Annotated in this window: 14 protein-coding genes and 1 pseudogene; 10 read left to right on the top strand and 5 right to left on the bottom strand. The window is 44.2% G+C overall.

All coding sequences use genetic code 11. The features are described 5' to 3' along the window. The first annotated feature begins 266 nt into the window (after nucleotides 1-266). From DX060_RS08465 to DX060_RS11490, 10 genes are all read left to right on the top strand, one after another. The gene (locus tag DX060_RS08465; protein WP_147278815.1) at nucleotides 267-3596 is read left to right on the top strand and encodes an autotransporter outer membrane beta-barrel domain-containing protein; all 3330 of its coding nucleotides are present in this window, start codon (nucleotides 267-269) and stop codon (nucleotides 3594-3596) included. 12 nt (nucleotides 3597-3608) lie between these two features. Beyond that, nucleotides 3609-3731 carry a hypothetical protein gene (locus DX060_RS12135; RefSeq protein WP_258552264.1) on the top strand — a complete coding sequence of 41 codons (123 nt, stop codon included), beginning with the start codon at nucleotides 3609-3611 and terminating at the stop codon, nucleotides 3729-3731. 308 nt (nucleotides 3732-4039) lie between these two features. Further along, on the top strand, nucleotides 4040-4336 hold the full coding sequence (locus DX060_RS08460; protein WP_115012037.1) for a hypothetical protein: 297 nt from the start codon (nucleotides 4040-4042) through the stop codon (nucleotides 4334-4336). Nucleotides 4337-4699: 363 nt separating this feature from the next. Further along, nucleotides 4700-7303: an ATP-dependent Clp protease ATP-binding subunit gene (locus tag DX060_RS08455; protein ID WP_115012036.1), complete on the top strand. Its 2604-nt coding sequence runs from the start codon at nucleotides 4700-4702 to the stop codon at nucleotides 7301-7303. Nucleotides 7304-7388: 85 nt separating this feature from the next. After that, entirely contained in the window at nucleotides 7389-9047 is a 1659-nt protein-coding gene (locus DX060_RS08450) for a 30S ribosomal protein S1 (protein WP_115012035.1), read from the top strand. 11 nt (nucleotides 9048-9058) lie between these two features. Next, the gene (locus tag DX060_RS08445; protein ID WP_115012034.1) at nucleotides 9059-9526 is read left to right on the top strand and encodes a hypothetical protein; all 468 of its coding nucleotides are present in this window, start codon (nucleotides 9059-9061) and stop codon (nucleotides 9524-9526) included. A 9-nt stretch (nucleotides 9527-9535) separates the two neighbouring features. After that, a complete protein-coding gene (serA, locus tag DX060_RS08440; RefSeq protein WP_115012033.1) occupies nucleotides 9536-11116 on the top strand; it encodes a phosphoglycerate dehydrogenase in 1581 nt (526 codons plus the stop codon). A gap of 83 nt (nucleotides 11117-11199) precedes the next feature. Further along, entirely contained in the window at nucleotides 11200-11898 is a 699-nt protein-coding gene (locus DX060_RS08435) for a chemotaxis protein (protein ID WP_115012032.1), read from the top strand. A gap of 17 nt (nucleotides 11899-11915) precedes the next feature. After that, nucleotides 11916-13343: a peptidase U32 family protein gene (locus DX060_RS08430; RefSeq protein WP_408938838.1), complete on the top strand. Its 1428-nt coding sequence runs from the start codon at nucleotides 11916-11918 to the stop codon at nucleotides 13341-13343. A gap of 29 nt (nucleotides 13344-13372) precedes the next feature. After that, nucleotides 13373-13549: a hypothetical protein gene (locus DX060_RS11490; protein WP_181814257.1), complete on the top strand. Its 177-nt coding sequence runs from the start codon at nucleotides 13373-13375 to the stop codon at nucleotides 13547-13549. Nucleotides 13550-13648: 99 nt separating this feature from the next. Here the strand turns inward: DX060_RS11490 and DX060_RS08425 are convergent, their stop codons facing one another. The 5 genes and pseudogenes from DX060_RS08425 to DX060_RS12130 form a co-directional block, all read right to left on the bottom strand. Then, nucleotides 13649-14827: an outer membrane family protein gene (locus tag DX060_RS08425; protein ID WP_181814256.1), complete on the bottom strand. Its 1179-nt coding sequence runs from the start codon at nucleotides 14825-14827 to the stop codon at nucleotides 13649-13651. A 61-nt stretch (nucleotides 14828-14888) separates the two neighbouring features. Beyond that, a complete protein-coding gene (locus DX060_RS08420) occupies nucleotides 14889-15350 on the bottom strand; it encodes a CoA-binding protein (RefSeq protein ID WP_115012030.1) in 462 nt (153 codons plus the stop codon). Nucleotides 15351-15355: 5 nt separating this feature from the next. Then, nucleotides 15356-15766: a hypothetical protein gene (locus DX060_RS08415; RefSeq protein ID WP_147278813.1), complete on the bottom strand. Its 411-nt coding sequence runs from the start codon at nucleotides 15764-15766 to the stop codon at nucleotides 15356-15358. After that, a complete protein-coding gene (gene murC / locus DX060_RS08410; protein ID WP_258552325.1) occupies nucleotides 15763-17136 on the bottom strand; it encodes a UDP-N-acetylmuramate--L-alanine ligase in 1374 nt (457 codons plus the stop codon). Before murC ends, DX060_RS08415 begins: the two co-directional genes overlap by 4 nt. A 243-nt stretch (nucleotides 17137-17379) precedes the next feature. Further along, a pseudogene (locus DX060_RS12130) lies at nucleotides 17380-18510 on the bottom strand (succinyldiaminopimelate transaminase); the annotation flags it as partial. Nucleotides 18511-18593 lie beyond the last annotated feature (83 nt).

Below are 18593 nucleotides of genomic sequence, written 5' to 3'. Positions count from 1 at the left end.
TCGCTCTTAGCGGTGTGATGTCGGCATCCACCATACCTGCAAATGATCCAAATAATTTGAACATTACCGATCCGAGTGGGAATGTATTTCGGGTTATGTGGAAAGCAGGAGAAAAAGGGCAGGTAGTTACAGATCAAGAAGGGTGGCCAAGGCGGGGGCAATGGAACACTCTTGATTCAAGCAAATATCCAAATACTCTTGATTATATGAGCATTGCCTATAAATATAGAAGTTTGCCCAAAGTCAATTTATTGATTCGTAATGGTATGACAATTAACCACCTTGCGGTGAATTATAAAAAAGAAGGTGATAGTGGCACTCCTTGGCAAGATATGAATCCACAAAATATAGTAGGGGGAGCGAGTGGCAACTCAAATATTACTATCGGCACTTTTGATCTTAAAGGCGATGTGAAGTTTGAAATCAAACTAGGTGGCACAAGTAATATCACTACCTTAAACAATGAAGCCGAGCGTTTAAACATAAAAGTTAATAATGAAAATAATGATAAACTAAATATCACTACATTTAATCAAACCACTGCAAACGGCGACTCCCAAATTTTCAAAAATGTCAGCATAGAGAATTTCAATCTCTATGCTGGTAAATCCTATCAACGCGGTGGAAATATTACTAACCTAAACATTACAGGCGGTAGCTTTTATCAAGGCTATACAGATAATCTTACAGCAGGCGAGCACGATGGCACAATAGAAACAATCACTCTCCAAGATGGCATATTTCAGCAGGGCAAAGGCAGTGTAACTACACTCAATCAAAGTGGTGGTGGTGCTATCCAGCAAGGTGGCACAATTACCAATCTCAATCTCTCCGGCGGCACATTCACCCACAATGGCGGCACACTTAGCAATGTAGTGCTAAAAGCTGGTGGCAGTGGCTCTACATTTGTCAATGGCACAGATTCTGCCTTTGATAACATCACTCAAGAGGGTGGCAATCACACTATCATCGGTAAGGTTGCTAAATTTACTCTAGCGAGTGGTTCCTTTACCAACAACGGCTCTATCACCACACTCACTACCAACACCACCACAAAACAAGCTAGAAGTGGCACAAACTTCTACGCTGCCCAAGCCGCTGCTACCAACCACATCACTAACAACGGCACCATTGATAAACTAGAGCTCACCAAAGACGCTGATAGCGTAACCAATAATGCTGTGTATAACACAGGCGGTGGCTTAGCAAGTGGTATCATCAAAGAGCTAAGCGTAACAAAAGGCAGTGCCACCATCAACACCCTAAATGGTGTAGGACAAGGGACAGCAGGTAATGTAGAGCCTCATACACTCTCTAATATCAACATCACTAAAGACGCTAAACTCACCGTTGATACCCTAAGCGTAGGACTCAAAGGCAACCAAGCTATAGAGAGAGTAACGATAAATAACGATACAAGCACTCAAGGAACCAACAAAGAATTTGCCGTCAATAAAATCCAAGTAACCTACCTTGATGGCAACTTTGACCCTGCAAAAAGCATTAGCAAGAATCTTACAGACTATGTAACATCTGGTAGCCATAGCTATGTAGATGGAGCTAGCAAGCCCACCTTTGAATCAAGCCCAGAGCTCCAAGGTATAGGGGTGAAGTTTAATCCCGATGGCACCCCTATCTTTGAGGTAGAAGCTTCTGTGGCTGCAAGTATGACAAGCGTAGTCGTGCGCCAATCTATGCGACGAAAAATGCTTATAGACACCTATCTCGCAGAACAAAACAGAAGAAGCTTGAAAAACAAAGAGCGCAGAACCAAGCAGCGCATAGAAGCAGCCACCCTAGGAGATGCAAGAGCCCAGTATCAAAAAGACCTAGCCAAATACAAGCTAGACTTAGCCAAATGGGATAAACTCGCTAGCACCAAAGAAAACAAAGCTTTGATCGCTAAATACGAGCAAGAAGACAAAGCCTACCAAAAAGCCCTAGAGCAATACAACAAAGACAAAAAAGCCTATGAAGATAATCGCAAAAACCTAGAAACCATCGCTAAAGCCAAAAAGCTAAAAGCCCCCATAGAGCCAAAAGCCCCTGTGCGCCCAAATCTAAAGCCAAGCGATAAGCACTACAAAAAGGCTATGGCAGATTTCACCAAAGCACAAAAAGCATATGAAAAAGCTATGAGCAACTATGAGCAAGAGCTTAGAATCTATAATGAGGAAAATAGCAAGCTAGAGACCATAGCTAGAGCAAACAACCTTAAAGCCCCCATAGCTCCTAAAGCTCCTATAAGACCAAATCTAAAGCCAAATCATAAAGACTATAAGCGAGTAATGGCAGCCTATGAGTCAAACCAAAGAGCCTACCAAACAGCCCTAAAACGCTATGAGCTAGAGAAAAAGAGCTATGAAGAAAAGAGAAAAAACCTAGAAGTGCTTGCTAAAACTAATAAGTTTAATGCCAACCTCAAAGCTCCCACAGAGCCTAAAGCTCCTGTGCGCCCAAATCTCAAGCCAAACCACAAAGACTATAAAAAAGCTATGAGCAAATACGAGCAAGAGCGCAAAGACTATCTAAAAGCCTTTAAGCAATACGAGCAAGATAAAAAAAGCTATGAGAGAGAGTATCAAAAGCTTATAGCCCTAGCTGATGCCCAGAGCAATAAGCTAAAAGCCCCTATACAGCCTAAAGCTCCTACTAAGCCTAAAATCCTAGCCAGCAAGCCAGAAATGCCACAAGAGCCAAAGCTTGGAGAGATAAGTGCAGAGCTACTAGCTAAGCATAAAGTCCAAGGGGATTTCTTTATCCGTGCCTATGGTGGGACAGGCTCACATAAAGCAACCAATGGCGCACAAACAAGCTCTTGGAGTGTGGGCACACTCTTTGGCTCGACTTGGGATCTAGCTCTTGGACAAACAAGTGGGAATATCGGCTTCTATGGTGGGTATGAGTATATCTACAATGGCTATAAGCAAGCCCATATCGATGCCCAAGGACACACAGGCTTCCTAGGGCTTAGATTCTCCCATATCTTTGCTAAGACTAAGCTAGCAGGATTCTACTATATGGCTGATGTCAATGGTGGCTATACAGATATATCTGTAGGACAAGATATGAATGGTATGCGATTTGGCGCAAATGTGGGGAATATCAACTTTGGCTCTTCTATCCGCCTAGGCTCATCTATCTATATGGCTGGGGCTAAATCTATGCTTTTCCCATCAATTGGAGTAGGAGTAGAGGGCGGCTATCTAGGAGACTTTGAGATGAGGACACAACGCTCTGGTGAGCTACGCTATGGAGGACTAAGCCAAGGCTATGCAGTTACCTATGCCCAAGCAAACTTAAACTACTACCAAGAGTATGGCAAAAGGATTTCTACCACACTAGGCGGGGGCTTTAGGTATCTAATGAATGCAGATATAGGCATTACCCCTACGCTGAATGGCAAGGCTTATACCATAGAGGAGACCACAGGCAGGGCAGCAGCAGTGCATTTAGCTCCATTTTTCTACCAAGGCACATTTGTGATAAATTACCACACAGACAAAGCAGGAAACTTCTCTGCTGGGTATGTGGCAGTAGGTGGGGAGTTAGGGATAACGCATAATGCTTCTGTAAGGTGGCATTATTTCTTTTAAAAGGCGTTGGCTTTGAGCGATAAATCGCGGATTCTGCGGCGCGGGCTTGCTCATTACCGCTTAGGTAAATCCCTGCGCCCGCGCCTTGAAAACCACGATTTCTCATCTCAAATCCTGCCGCCGCGACTCTCTTAGTTTTTCAGGTTTTTTAATTTTCAAGCTTTTTTATCGTCATTGCGAGCGGTGCTTGCACCGCGCGGCAATCCATTAAAAACAAAACCAAAATCCTAGAATCCTTTGCTAGCTTTTTACAATGTCTTACTTAATCCTAGAATCCACTTTTTGTAATCCTACCGCCGTGACTCTCTTAGTTTTTCAGGTTTTTTAATTTTCAAGCTTTTTTATCGTCATTGCGAGCGGACTTGCACCGCGCGGCAAAGCGTAGCTTCTTTAGAGTTCTTAGAATCGTGTTGCTCTCAAACTAACTTTAATCCTAGAATCCTTTGCTAGCTTTTTTAGAATTTAGACTTTTTTATCATTTAAACTTTTTTCTAACCTTCCCCAAAAATCGCAAAGCTCCCACAGCCCCACCGCAAAGCGTAGCTTCTTTAGAGTTCTTAGAATCGTGTTGCTCTCAAACTAACTTTACTCCTAGAATCCACTTTTTACACCTTTGGCATTTAACCCTAGAATCCACTTTTCAAAAAGTGGATTCTAGTAAAGGTTATTTTGCTAGCGCAAAATTATGGATCGCCGGCTCGTTTCACTCGCTCGCGATGACAATAAAACGCGATATGTAAAAAAGTGGATTCTAGGCTTAACGCTTATTTTCCGTCATTGCGAGCGGACTTGTCCGCGAGGCAAAGCGTAGCTTCTTTAGTAATCCATAAAAAATAAAGCGCAACTCTTTAGCAATCCACAAAAAACAAAAACACAAAGCTTAGAATCCTTGTTTGCTAGGGGAAGTAGCCGCTGGATAAGCGTGCGCTTGTGGATAGGATCCACTACTCTAGAATCTGGTCTGCTAGAATCTAGAAAATCTATGTGTTTATATATAAATAAACTTGATAGTAAATGACTAAATTTATATAATGCCTAGTGTATAAAACTTAGCGATATTACATTGCTTTGGATTATATAAGTGCTATTTCAAGGAGTAAGAAATGTTTGAGAAATTAACCAATCAAAGCAGAGAAGCCCTAGATTCTGCGGCATCTTTGGCATTACACGCCAATAATCAAGAAATCACTTCAGCCCACTTGCTTTGGGCAATGCTTACTGATACCCAAAGTATCTTAAACCAAGCCCTAACGATGATGAATGTCGATAAAGCCGCTATCACCCTAGAGGCAAAAAGTGTGGTAGAAAATCTCCCTAAAACTTCCCACATAAACAAAGAGAGCTTGCGATTATCCCAAGAGCTTGCTACCGCCCTGCACAACGCACAAGGACACGCCACGCAAAATGGCGATAGCTATATCGCTCTTGATAGCATTATCATCGCAAATAGCAAAAGCGAGATGTTTGTAAAGATTCTAGGTAAATACATTGATATGCGCGAGCTGGCAAAGAGCCTAGAATCTATGCGTAAAGGTGCGAAAATCAGCAATCAAAATGATGATAGCACCTTGCAGTCTTTGGCGAAATTTGGGATTGATCTAACGGCAAAGGCGTTGGAAAACAGCCTTGATCCAGTCATCGGCAGAGATGAAGAAATTATGCGAATGATGCAAATCCTTATCCGCAAGAGCAAAAATAATCCTATCTTGATAGGCGAGCCGGGTGTGGGCAAAACAGCCGTGGTAGAGGGGCTAGCCCAAAGGATCGTGCGTAAAGAAGTCCCCCTAAGCTTGCAGCACAAACGCGTCATCGCGCTTGATATGAGCGCGCTTGTGGCGGGGGCGAAGTATCGCGGGGAGTTTGAGGAGCGGCTAAAGGCGGTGGTCGATGAAGTCAAAAAGGCTGGGAATGTGATTTTGTTTATCGATGAGATCCACACGATCGTGGGGGCTGGGGCAGCTGAAGGCAGTATGGATGCGGCAAATATCTTAAAGCCAGCCCTAGCGCGAGGTGAGCTACATACCATTGGCGCAACTACGCTTAAGGAATATCGCAAATATTTTGAAAAAGACGCCGCGCTTACAAGGAGATTCCAGCCTATCGCGCTTGATGAGCCAAGCGTGAGTGAGTCGCTGCATATTTTGCGCGGGATAAAAGAGCGGCTTGAAGCTCACCATAAAGTGAGCATTACAGACTCTGCGCTAGTGGCAGCGGCGAAGCTTTCAGCTCGCTATATCACAGATCGATTTTTGCCTGATAAGGCGATTGATCTAATAGATGAAGCCGCAGCGGAGCTAAAAATGCAGATAGAATCCCAGCCAAACGCGCTTGCTTCTATCAAGCGGATAATTGAGAATCTCACCATCGAGCAAGAAGCGATCAAAATGGAGGCAAATAGCGCGGAAAAGGGTGCCAAAAAGGGCGCGAATGCCGATAGGCTTGCAGAGATAGAGCAAGAGCTAGGCAATGCCAAAGAGGAGCAACGCCGGCTTGAAGCGCGCTTTGAGAATGAAAAGCAAGTCTTCCAAGAAATCGCCCAAAGCAAGGATAAAATCGATGCGTTGCGAAGCGAGGGTGAGATCGCCAAGCGAGAGGGGAACTTGCAAAGGGCAGCAGAGGTCGAATACGGGCTTTTGCCAGCGGAGAAAGAAGCCTTGCAGGCATTAGAGCAAAAATGGGCGAGTATGCAAGAAGGCGGGACATTGCTAAAAAATGCTGTAACACAAGAGAGTATCGCAGAGATCGTAAGCCGCTGGACACAAATCCCTGTGCGCAAAATGCTTCAAAGTGAGAAAGATAGGATTCTAGGCATAGAGCAAGAGCTAGCCCAAAGTGTAGTAGGGCAAGATGAAGCGTTAAAAGCCATAGCGCGCGCGATAAAGCGCAATAAAGCGGGGCTAAGTGATAGCAATCGCCCCATTGGCAGCTTTTTGTTCCTAGGACCCACGGGCGTGGGCAAGACAGAATCCGCTAAAGCGTTGGCGCGCTTTTTGTTTGATAGTGAGAAAAACCTTATCCGCTTTGATATGAGCGAGTATATGCAAAAGCACGAGGTGAGTCGGCTAGTGGGCGCGGCTCCGGGCTATGTGGGCTATGAAGAGGGCGGGCAGCTCACAGAAGCTCTACGCAGGAAGCCTTATAGCGTGGTGCTGTTTGATGAGATTGAGAAAGCGCACCCAGATGTGTTTAATCTGCTTTTACAAGTGCTTGATGATGGGCGGATCACGGATAATAAGGGCGTAACGATTGACTGCAAAAATACCATTATCATTTTGACAAGCAATATTGGCAGCCAAAAGATTATGGATATAGCTGATACAAAAGAGCGCGAAGCAGCGGTGCGCGATGAGCTGAAGGCTTACTTCAAGCCGGAGTTTATCAATCGGCTTGATGATATTGTGATCTTTAACCCCCTAAGCCTTGCAAATATCACAAAGATCGTTGAGAATCTACTTGCTAATATCGCTACAAAGCTTGGTGATAGAGGGATTGGTATTGAGCTGACACAAGCTGCCAAAGCCTTTATCGCGGAAGTGGGCTTTGACCCTGTCTTTGGCGCACGACCGCTAAAAAGGGCGATGTATGAAGAGGTAGAAGACAGGCTAGCGGAGCTGATTTTAGAAGCAAAGGTGCAAGAGGGCGATAGGGTGGTGTTTGATGTAAAGGATTCTGCGCTGTCTGTGGAAGTCGTGCATAATAAAGGGTAAAAGCTTTAAGAATCTATCCCGCTAATAAAGCTTACTAAAAGCAAAAATCCGCTAGAATCGCGACATTTTTCATAAAGGCGATAGAATGTTGAAAGTTTTGGATGATACAGAGGATAATGGCGAATTTGCAAGAATGCTTGCGGAGCGAGAGCGACAAGAAGAGCTAGGACAGGTGAAGACAGGCAAGGTGATCGCTATCCAAGATAACGGCTTGCTTGTTGATGTGGGTGAGAAGCTAGAAGGGTTTTTGGGGCTGGCAGAAGTTGCGGATAAAGATGGCAAGATCCCCTTTAATGTGGGCGATGAGATTGTGGTGTTTGTCTCTGCTGGGAGAGGTGAGCGACCTAGTGTTTCACATAAAAAGGCTATCAAGCTTGCCAATGTGGAGCAAAAGATCAAAGAGCTTGGCAGTGATTTTAAAGACAAGGTTGTTGAGGGAAAAATTATCCGCAAGAACAAGGGCGGCTATGTGCTAGAAGCTGATGGTGTGGATTACTTTATGCCTCGTGCAGCGGCTGCACTCAAGGATTCTGCGAAGAATATTGGACAAAGGGTGAAAGCGTGCATTATCGATGTGCGTCCAGATGAGCGATCGATCATCGTTTCTCGCAAGAGATTTTTTGAGATTGATGATGTGAGACAGGCAGAGGGAGTTAAAAAACTCTTAGAAGAAGATGGCAAGGTGTTTGAAGGGGTTGTAAAGAGTATCACAAGCTTTGGAATGTTTGTGGAAGTTGATGGTATCAAGGGGCTTGTGCATTACACAGAGATTAGCCATAAGGGTCCTGTGAATACCGCTAAACTCTACAAAGAGGGTGATGTCGTATCACTTAAAGTTGTGGGCTATGATGAAGAGAAAAAGCGATTGTCATTCTCTATCAAGGCTGTTACGCAAGATCCTTGGCAGGAGGTGCAAAAAGAGCTGCAAAAGGGCTATACGATCAAGGTGGTTGTAAGCAATATTGAGGCGTATGGGGCTTTTGTGGATATTGGCAATGATGTAGAGGGCTTCTTGCATATTTCTGAAATTTCTTGGGATAAGGATATTAAACACCCAAGCGATGTGTTGAAAGTAGGTGATGAGATTGATGTGGAAGTGATAGAAATTGATCCAACTAGTCGCAGACTACGCGTATCGTTGAAAAATCTTTTAGAAAAGCCTTTTGATGGCTTTATGAAAGCATATAAACTTAATGATGTAGTGAAAGGCAAGGTTGCTACTTTGACAGATTTTGGGGCGTTTATCAATTTGGGGCAAGTAGATGGACTACTGCACAATGAAGATGCGTTTTGGGAGAAGGGCAATAAATGTAAAGATGCGTTCAAGGTTGGAGAAGAAGTTGAAGTAAGGATTGTCAAGATAGATGGCACAAACCAAAGAATCTCCCTTAGCAGAAAGGCTTTGAAAGAGTCCCCAGCAGAAGTGTTTAGCAAGACATATAAAGTCGATGATATTGTCAAAGGCAAGGTGATAGACATCAAGGATTTTGGCGTGTTTGTAGAAATTGATGGTATGGATGCTCTTATACGCAATGAAGACTTGTATCCACTAGAAAAAGAAGCGATAGAAGTTGGGAGTGAGATTGAGGGTGTGGTCGCTTCCATTGATAAGCAAAATAACCGCGTGCGCGTATCTGTAAAGCGACTAGAGCGACAAAAGCAAAAAGAAGAAATTCGCGCTATCAACAATACCGATAAAATGACGCTTGGAGATAAGCTAAAAAATAAAATTCAGCACTCATAAATTGGGGCTATATGAAAACAAAGGCTATCATACTTGTCTTGTTTGCTTGTGTGCTTATAGGGGGGAGTATTGGATGGCTTTTCTACTATGAATCAAAAGTAAAAGCTACACATATTGGGTTTGAGTTTGCCACAGAAGCCCCCGTTGCTACAATGCCAAATCCCACAAAAGACAATTGGCTTGATAACCTTAAACATTTCAACAAAGCCTATTCATATCCAGCGCAGGAGTTTGAGATTTTCGTGGATTTTGTGGATCCAGAGATTAAAGCTATACCGCAAAAGATTTTTATTTCTGCTGTGGATCAGTATTTGTTTTTTTGTTTAAATGAGTTGTTTAAGCAAAGGAATATAGAGTTTGCTTATAGCAAAAATACGAACTCTATAGATTTGGTTGTATATATTCCAAAGGAATATATCAAGGCGCAGCAGCTTATAAAGGAGCTGCAGTATTATGAAGTTCCATACACCTATCAGTAAGGAGATGCAATGTATAAAATAGCCGTATGTGATCATATCCACCAAAAAGGTTTAGATATGCTTGCTTCCCAAAGCGACATAACTTTACTCAATCTAGCTAGCTTGCCTAAAGATGAATTACTGCAGTCATTGCAAGAGGTTGATGTGGCAATCACTCGTAGCTCCACGGCGGTTGGGGATAAGTTTCTTGCCAATGTCCCCGCTCTTAAGGCGATCGTGCGTGCCGGCGTGGGTGTGGATAATGTCGATATTGATGCTTGTTCTAAGCAAGGGATTGTGGTGATGAATGTCCCAACAGCAAACACCATTGCTGCAGTAGAGCTTACGATGACGCATATTTTGAGTGCGATACGGAATTTTCCGGGGGCTAATGCCCAGCTCAAAGATGAGCGCAAATGGAAAAGAGAGGACTGGTATGGCACAGAGCTTAAAGGCAAGAGAGTAGGAGTGATTGGCTTTGGAAATATCGGCTCTAGGGTTGGGATCCGCTGCAAAGCTTTTGAAGCAGAAGTTTTGACATACGATCCATATATCTTGCCATCTAAGGCAATCAATGCTGGCGTGTCGTATGTAAAGGATTTTGATGAGATTTTATCGTGCGATATTATCACGATCCACACTCCTAAAAATACTGAAACAAAAAATATGATCACCGCCAAAGAAATTGCTAAGATGAAAGATGGTGTGATTTTGATCAACTGCGCTCGTGGTGGGCTATATAATGAAGAGGATTTATACCAAAGCCTGCAAAGTGGCAAGGTGCGCTGGGCTGGGATTGATGTTTTTGACAAAGAGCCAGGGACTAGCTGCAAGCTTTTGGATTTGCCAAATGTCTATGTTACTCCGCATATTGGTGCAAACACACTAGAATCCCAAGAAGAAATCGCCAAGCAAGCAGCACAAGTCGCGATGGAGGCAGCTCGTGGTATCGCCTATCCAAATGCACTCAATCTTCCATCAAACGCCACGCAGCTCCCTGATTTTGTGGGGCATTACACCGAGCTTGCGCAAAAGCTAGGCTTCCTTTGCTCGCAGCTTGATAAAAGCGTGCTAACTTCACTTGAGATTGCAACTCAAGGCGAGATTAGTCAATATATTGATTCTCTTGAAATTTATGCGATAGTCGGCGCATTGAAGCCTTCTCTTGGCGATAAGATCAATTATGTCAATGCGCCATTTCTTGCCAAAGAGCGTGGTATAGAGATTAAGAAAAAAGCAAGCGAGAGTTCTACTTCTTATAAAAATCTCATTACTTTAACTGCCTATACAAACAATGGTAGCCTAAGTGTATCTGGAACAGTGTTTGATGACAACATTATCCGCTTAAGTGCGATCAATGAGTTTGAAGCATTGATTGAGCCAAAGGGGCGAATGATTTTGTTTAAAAATACTGATGTCCCGGGTGTTATAGGGAGTGTTGGTCAAATCCTAGGCAAGCACCAAATCAATATCGCGGATTTTAGGCTTGCGCGCAATGCCAAAAATGAAGCACTTGCGGTGATTTTGGTGGATAATGCAGTCTCTAACGCAGTGCTACAAGAGCTATCGCAAATAGATGCTTGCATTTCCTTGCATATGGTAGTTATCTAGGGGCGCAATGGGGTTAGGCTCATATAATATTAAACTTTTGTGGTGTATAATCGATCTTATTTTGATTGGCGTAAAGGTGTGTGATGACGCAAGAAGAGCTAGATGCATTGATGAATGAAGGGGATTCTGGCTTGCAGGGTATTGATGGGGTAGAATCCACTCAAGAGCAGGCTACAAGTGAAGATGTTGTCGCAAATGAAGGCTTTGATCCTAATAACTTCCGTGTCCATGCCTCAAAGCATTGGCCCCCTCCCCCGCCAGACAAAGATCACAAGGTTGTCCATCAGCTTGATGATGTTACGCGTGATACAGAGGTAAAAGCCGGGGAGGTATTTGACCAGCTTGATATTATTAGCTCAAATGCGGAAGAAATTATCAAATCCTCTAAGAAGATTAAGTCCTATCTCACAGCCCAAGAAGAGCTCTTTAGTAAGCTTGTGGAGCATTTTCCTAATGTGGAGAGTTTTAAGAGTGCGTTAGAATCCACTCGATCTATACTTGATGAAGTAGCTTTAGTCAGTGAAAGTGCAAACAACTGCTCTGATGCGATTTTGCAGGCTATGGATATTATGCAGTTTCAAGACATCAACCGCCAGCGCATTGAGCGTGTGATCAATGTGATGCGTGCTTTAGCGCAGTATATGAACTCACTCTTTGAGAGCAAGATTGATGATACTAAAAGAGTCGCTTCAGCAGTGTATATCACAGGCGATGATAATCCCAATATCGCCGATGCGCAAGATATTGAGAATCTAATCGCATCATTTGGGCAAAAGAAATAGACCTACAAGCCTTAGCGATGACTGACACAACAATGTATCCACCAAGTCCAGCAAATCACGCGCTAGATTCTAGTGTCTCTAAGCCCATAGAATCTAAAGTAGAATCTAAAAAGGTGCAGCTTCTCTCTCCTGCGGGGAATTTGCATAAGCTAAAAATCGCCCTTGCATATGGTGCAGACGCGGTGTATGGAGGGGTGAGCCACTTCTCCCTACGCACAAGAGCAGGCAAGGAATTTAGCTATGAAGATTTTGCTAAAGGCGTGGAATACGCCCATAGACTAGGCAAAAAGGTGTTTGTTGCCATCAATGGCTTTCCTTTTAACTCCCAACTCAAGCTCCTAGAATCTCACATCGCCAAAATGGCTGATTTATCCCCTGATGCGTTTATTATGGCAGCTCCGGGAGTTGTGCGTTTGAGTAAAAGGATTGCCCCACAAATCCCTATCCACCTATCCACTCAAGCCAATGTCTTAAATGTGCTTGATGCGGAAGTTTTTTATGAAATGGGCGTTAAACGCATTGTCGCTGCAAGAGAGATTAGCCTGAAAGATGCAATGGAGATTAAAAAGCATTTGCCGGATTTGGAGATTGAAATTTTTGTGCATGGGAGTATGTGCTTTGCATTTTCTGGGCGATGTCTTATCTCTGCGTTGCAAAGTGGGCGCGTGCCAAACCGCGGAAGCTGTGCGAATGACTGCCGATTTGATTATGAATATTTTGTGCGAAATGTGGAGAATGACGAGCTTGTGAAGTTTAATGGCAAAGAATTGTATGTCAAAAATCCCGATAATGGCGTGATGATGAGGCTAGAAGAGGAAGAGGGCTTAGGGACGCATATTTTTAACTCTAAGGATTTGAATCTTAGCGGGCATATTAAGGAGATTTTGGATTCTGGGGCGATTGATGCGCTAAAGATTGAAGGCAGGACAAAGTCAAATTACTATGCTGGGATTACTGCTAGGGCGTATCGTGCGGGTATTGATGGGTATTATAGTAGCGATGTAAAAGTGGATTCTAGCTTTGCTGCAAATGAGCTGCAAACGCTGAAAAATCGCGGCTTTACTGATGGCTATATTATCCATCGCCCTTATGAAAAGACAAATACCCAAAATCACCAAACCGCCATAAGTGAAGGTAGCTACCAAGTCAATGCTGAAGTTGATGAAAGTGGGCAATGGGCGGTGTGTAAGCATACCATAAGGGTGGGTGAGGCAAAGGAGATTGTCGCACCTTTTGGGTGTAAAGTGGCGTGTGGCAAAAGTGAGCTAGGAGAGATTTTTACAGAAAATGGCGTATGGTATATGCGTTTTGATAAAATCTGCTTGCAGGATAATAAAGAGCTAGATTCTATCCATAGTGGCAATACCAATGCCTTTAAGCTCCCTTTGCCTTTGCCGCCATTTAGCTTCTTGCGCGAGAGGGTCGCAGGGGTTGCTATCGATTAGTGATTCAGCTTTGGGCGATTCCGCTAGCGATGCAGTCTTGGGCGAGCGATGCGGCAGTGTTGCGAAGTTTCTTTAGAAAACGAGCAAAGCGATGTTTCTTTAGAAAACAAGCGAAGCGGTGCAAGGCGAAGCCGAAGCAGGTTTCTTTAGAAAATCCGCAAAGCTACCACAGCCCCACCGCAATCCTTAGAATCGTTTTACTCTAAAACTAACTTCAATTCTAGAATCCACTTTTTCACATAACGCTGCCAACACACAAAAACTGCAAAAAGTGGATTCTAGTCCCAAGAGACTTAGAAGAGTGCCTAGAAATGATACTCCACATAGCCGCGGAAGATCATATAGCTCCCAAGATTTTGCCCAAATTTTGATGGAGCTTGCGTGGGGTTGCTTACGCCAAGTGCGCTAATCCCCATACGCACATTTTGGATAGGGGTTATATCCATTCTTGCCTCCCAGTTTAAGACACTTTGGGCATTTATGATACTTGTCCTAAATGCTCCATATACACTCACATACTTCCATAAATCCGAAGAGACAAATACATAAGGAGTCGTGGCATTGTAGTAGAATATCCCATCGGCTCGCTCAAAGGGCGTGTTTTGCCCAAAGCCATCGATGTAGATTGCCCCACCTTTTGGGGTGTTGATGATACCAGCACCTATGCGTATCCACGACATATCAACCCCGCCTTCTGCCCAGATGATCCCACCACCACCACTATTTAGGACTTTGCGCTGGTCGTTTAGCTCCACATAAGAGGTCAAATGCACCATACCTTTAAAAAGAACCTTTTGCGCGATAGGGAGATCAAGCTCTCCTTTAAGCCCCGGTGCTACAAAGAAGTCTGGCACAAGATAGATATAGGGTGTGAGTTTGATTGGAGCTTGAGGGATAGAGAGTGTCGCGCGTAGATAAAATGCCCCTCCTGTCCATTTCCCGACTTTACCGCTTTGATACTCGCCAAATACCTTGTAGTTTTGTGAGAAGTGTGGAGTGATGTAGGCGTTTCTCAAAGACCACATAAATGCTAGAGAGAGATTGGGGATTTGATCGTAGCTTAAAGCTAAGCCTTCGTTAAAATGCGTGATCCACTCTTCATTAGCGCGGAATCTCCCTATCGTCCCACCAAATCGCTCGTATTGATTATAGTAGTCTGCATAGATTTGCGACATTTCAAAGTAGGTTTGGCTTTTTCTAAAGTCATTAGGAGATCCTTCGTAAAGCTTAGGGATTAGCCATAGTTCCGCGCCAAATTTATAGCCCATAAATCGCCTAGATTCATAGCCAAGGCTTAGATTGATGTCGCCATAAGTTGGGGCTTTGTCAATGGATTGCTGAAAAAGCAATCCCGCGTGCCCATAAATCAGCCCGCGTTCAAAGGCATCTTGAAAGGAGTTTGCCGGAGCATCGTTTAGCTTAATATCCGCGCCTTGCAGAAGCCCAACACTCAAGCAAACAAACACTAGCTTCCTTAGCTTCATCGCCATTCCTTGTAGTGGTTGAAAAGTCTTATGCAACTACTAGCAAAAATAATGCCAAGTTTTAGATTCTAGTGTGTGGTGGTATAAATTCGCAGAGTCTTTGGTGCTCTAGCTTAATGCAGCTATTTTCTTCATAAGCAATCCCGGCGCGTGTGAGCATATCTTTTGCTTGCGCATTGTGTAGCCCTAGCTGCACCCATACACATTGTGGCTTGATCCCTAGATCGATGATGTCTTGTGCGATTTGGGGTAGGGCTTGGCTTTTGCGAAAGATGTTGATAATGTCTATATGTATGCCTTGCGCATATAGGGCGCGGATACACTCTTGCAGCGTGCTAAAGGCTTTTTGCCCTAGGATCTCACCACCCTTTGGATAGATGGGGATAATTGTGTAGCCTTGTGCTTGCAAATATGCTGCAACTTTGTGGCTAGGCTTTGTGGGATCAGGTGAAAGCCCAATGATGATGATTGTCTTGCTCTGGGCTAGAATCTGGACTTTTTGTGTGTCATTGAGTGGTGGCATAGCTACTATTCTCGACCTATTTCTTCAATAGTGTGTCCATTGAGCAATTCGGCATCTTCTTTTGAAGGTGTGGTGATTTTACACTTTTCTAGCGATATGATGATATTGCTTGTTGGCGTGTCTCTCTTGCCTATGAGTGTGTAGGTCTGGCTAATGAGATTAAAGTCGTTTTTATGCACCAAAAACCCTTCGCAATCAAGCGTTTCTCCGGAGCCAAACGCTTCTTCCAAAAGCGTGGTGATACTTGTGCGCTTTGATTGTATATAGTTGTATCCACCAAGTGATATGAGTAGCACTAGTAGCACAGAGCCTAGCAGAAGTTTTCTAGATATAGCAAGGCTTGATTGATAGAGTAGCACAGCAGCAAGCGCACCAAGTAGGCAAAAAATCCCAATCACAGAGAGCGGTCCCATCACTTTGCACCTCGCAATTGATAAGTAATATCCCCTGCGCCAAAGCCTATGGCGATACCTTGCGCGAGTGTGGCAAGCAAAGTGTCATTATGATATATTTCTAGAGTGTTGGCATTGCGCTGGGTTCGCGTGGCAAGCAGGGGGTTGCAATGTGCAAAAAGCTGCCCTAAATCTAGCTCTCTTTTCTCTTCTCCAGCACGCCACACGGGCAAAATCACAAGTTTTCCGCCCATTGATAGAAGATCATCAAAGCATTCTTGAAATGCGCTTAGGTTGTCAAAAAGCCGTGAATACTTATGCGGCTGCCATATTGCTGTAATGCTTGTAATACCTCGTAGCTTGGCATAGATGCGCAAGGCTTGGATAGTGGCTTTGATTTCTGTGGGGTGGTGGGCGTAGTCATCGATGATTGTAAGAGGAGAAGTGCAGAGAATATCAAAACGCTTTTTGATCCCGGCAAAATGCTTGAGATTCTCGCGCACTTGCTGGATATGACTAGCAGAGTAGCAAATATCATCTAGTGTCTTTGTCTCTTGCATAGCTCTAGAATCCGCTTTTTTAAACTCTAGGGCAGCAAGTATTGCTAGGGCTGCATTTTGAGCTGTATGCTCGCCTAGCCCCCATACAGCAAACTCCCCTACATTTCTCAAGAAAAATCGCGTATAAGGCATAGAATCTTCTAAAAAGTAGTCAATATCTGTGATGTCTTTGGCTGGGTTTAGGTGCAGACTGGGCACCGAAGTGCTGCGCAAAAACTCATCGCTATCGTTGATACAGCGCAGAGAGGCTTTGCTTAAAAATTGTGTATATGCGGTGTGGAGCTCTTGTATATTGTGGTTGTAGGTCTCCATATGCTCTGGCTCGGCGTTTGGGATTATGGCTAGGTAGGGGTTGGAGTTTAAAAAGCTTTTGTCTGATTCATCAGCTTCAAAGATAATGCACTCGCTTTGGGCTTCGCGGACATTAGAGTGAAACTCCTTGCTCTCTGCCCCAATAATCGCGCCAAAATCCGGCAGTATGCTGCTGAGCATAGCACTAATGCTTGATTTGCCGTGCGCCCCACACACGCTAAAGACACGCTTAGAATCTAAAATGAGCTTCAAGGCTTGCTCGCGCGATAGGACGGGGATATTGCTAGCTTTTGCTTGAATAATCTCTGGATTATCGTGCTTGATTATGGCGGAGTGGATTACTAGATCTTGATCTTGTATCGCGTCTTTGTCGTGAGGGATATGGATTTGCACGCCAAGAGAGCGGAGGTAGTGGGTTGTAGGAGAGTGGGCGATGTCGCTGCCGCTAATGATCGCACCTTGCGCACGGAGGTATTTGGCAAGCCCAGAGATCCCAATACCCCCAATGCCGATAAAGTGGATTCTAGTTTTTGGCGTTGGCTTTTTGCGAAAAAGCGAGAAGTTTGCCTTTTGCTTGTGCGATAGACCATCAGTCTTATCTCCGCGCAAAAGGCTGCACAACCCCGCTTTTTCATCAAAAATCCTGCCGCCTGCGGCTTGGCTATCAAACACGCTTTCTGTCGGTGTTTTTAGCGTTGGCTGCTCGTTGGTGGATTTTAGCCCACAAGCCGAATCCCTAGATGACGCATAATAAAACTTCGCTAAATCTTCTAGGATTTCTTGCATTTGCTCTGCTGGATACACCAGAGCTATGCGCACGAAGCCTTGCCCAGCATTGTCTCGACCTAGGAATCGCCCCGGTAGCACTGCAATGCCTGTGTGCTTGTAGAGCTCTTGTGTGAAAGCTAGGTCATCGCCCACGGGTAGCCAGATATAAAAGCTATATGGCTCTATGGGGATATGTGGGAATAATTGTCGTGCGAGCTTTAGATTTTGGCTGTAGATTTTGCGTATTTCTAGTGCGCTTTCCTCATCGCTCCACGCTACCGCACTAGCACGCGCTAGTGGCATAGGCTGGGCTAGCCCGGCATAAGTGCGATAAGTCATATAGCCTTGGAGGATCTCTCTATCTCCAGCGACAAAGCCACTTCGCAAGCCCGGTGCGCTACTGCGCTTAGAGATGGAGTTGAGTGCTAAGATGTTTTTAAAGTTTGCATTACCAGCTGCAAGGCTTGCTTGCAAAATCCCCGCTGGAGCATTGCTATGTAAAAAAGTGGATTCTAAGCTATCTGGCAGCTCATAAATCTCGCTATAACACTCATCGCACACAAGTAAAAAGTCGTATTTAAGGGCTTTTTGCACCCATTCTACCAGCTCTTCTAGGCTTAGGGTAGAGCCTGTGGGATTATTGGGGGAGTTTAGGATCACAAGATTGACACGCTTGCATTGCTCATCGCTTAAGTGCGGTTTAAAGCTATTGTCTTGTGTGAGTGGCATATAGATTGTTGTAGCCGAGCTCGCAATCGCCGCACCCTCATAGATTTGATAGAAAGGATTTGGGTGGGCGATAACAGGACTTTTGATATGTGCTAGATAGAATTGTGGGAGATTAAATAGCACTTCTCTTGTGCCAAAGGTGGGGATAATTTGATCGTGACTAAGTGTAATGCCATAGCGAGATTTGATAAAGCCTAACATAGCATCTTTGAGATAGGGCATCCCAGCTGATGGGGGATAGTAGCGTAGCTCCTTGGCATAATCTTGCAGAGCAGTGGTGATAGATAGTGGTGTGGGTAGCTGCGGCTCGCCTATGGTGAGTTTGCGGATAGGGGCATTTGGGGTGATGTCAGCTAGGAGTGTTTGTAATCGTTCAAATGGGTAAGGTTCAAAATGCATAAAATTCCTTTGAGAGTCTAGCTGTGTAGGTGCTAGTATATGGCGTATTGTAGGCAAAAAATACTAAAAAATAGTTTTATATC

The organism is Helicobacter canis (genome assembly GCF_900451095.1).
Taxonomy (GTDB): domain Bacteria; phylum Campylobacterota; class Campylobacteria; order Campylobacterales; family Helicobacteraceae; genus Helicobacter_B; species Helicobacter_B zhangjianzhongii.
Note: the sequence above shows the minus strand (reverse complement) of the source record. Positions and strands in the feature narration are given on the sequence as shown.

Bases quoted from the DNA above. Each gene is read 5' to 3' on its own strand.
- DX060_RS08465 (WP_147278815.1), top strand. From the start codon at position 267: ATGACAATTAACCACCTTGCGGTGAATTATAAAAAAGAAGGTGATAGT.
- serA (WP_115012033.1), top strand. From the start codon at position 9,536: ATGTATAAAATAGCCGTATGTGATCATATCCACCAAAAAGGTTTAGAT.
- DX060_RS08445 (WP_115012034.1), top strand. From the start codon at position 9,059: ATGAAAACAAAGGCTATCATACTTGTCTTGTTTGCTTGTGTGCTTATA.
- DX060_RS08435 (WP_115012032.1), top strand. From the start codon at position 11,200: ATGACGCAAGAAGAGCTAGATGCATTGATGAATGAAGGGGATTCTGGC.
- DX060_RS08420 (WP_115012030.1), bottom strand. From the start codon at position 15,350: ATGCCACCACTCAATGACACACAAAAAGTCCAGATTCTAGCCCAGAGC.
- DX060_RS08425 (WP_181814256.1), bottom strand. From the start codon at position 14,827: ATGAAGCTAAGGAAGCTAGTGTTTGTTTGCTTGAGTGTTGGGCTTCTG.
- DX060_RS08455 (WP_115012036.1), top strand. From the start codon at position 4,700: ATGTTTGAGAAATTAACCAATCAAAGCAGAGAAGCCCTAGATTCTGCG.
- DX060_RS08430 (WP_408938838.1), top strand. From the start codon at position 11,916: ATGACTGACACAACAATGTATCCACCAAGTCCAGCAAATCACGCGCTA.
- DX060_RS08450 (WP_115012035.1), top strand. From the start codon at position 7,389: ATGTTGAAAGTTTTGGATGATACAGAGGATAATGGCGAATTTGCAAGA.
- DX060_RS11490 (WP_181814257.1), top strand. From the start codon at position 13,373: ATGCAGTCTTGGGCGAGCGATGCGGCAGTGTTGCGAAGTTTCTTTAGA.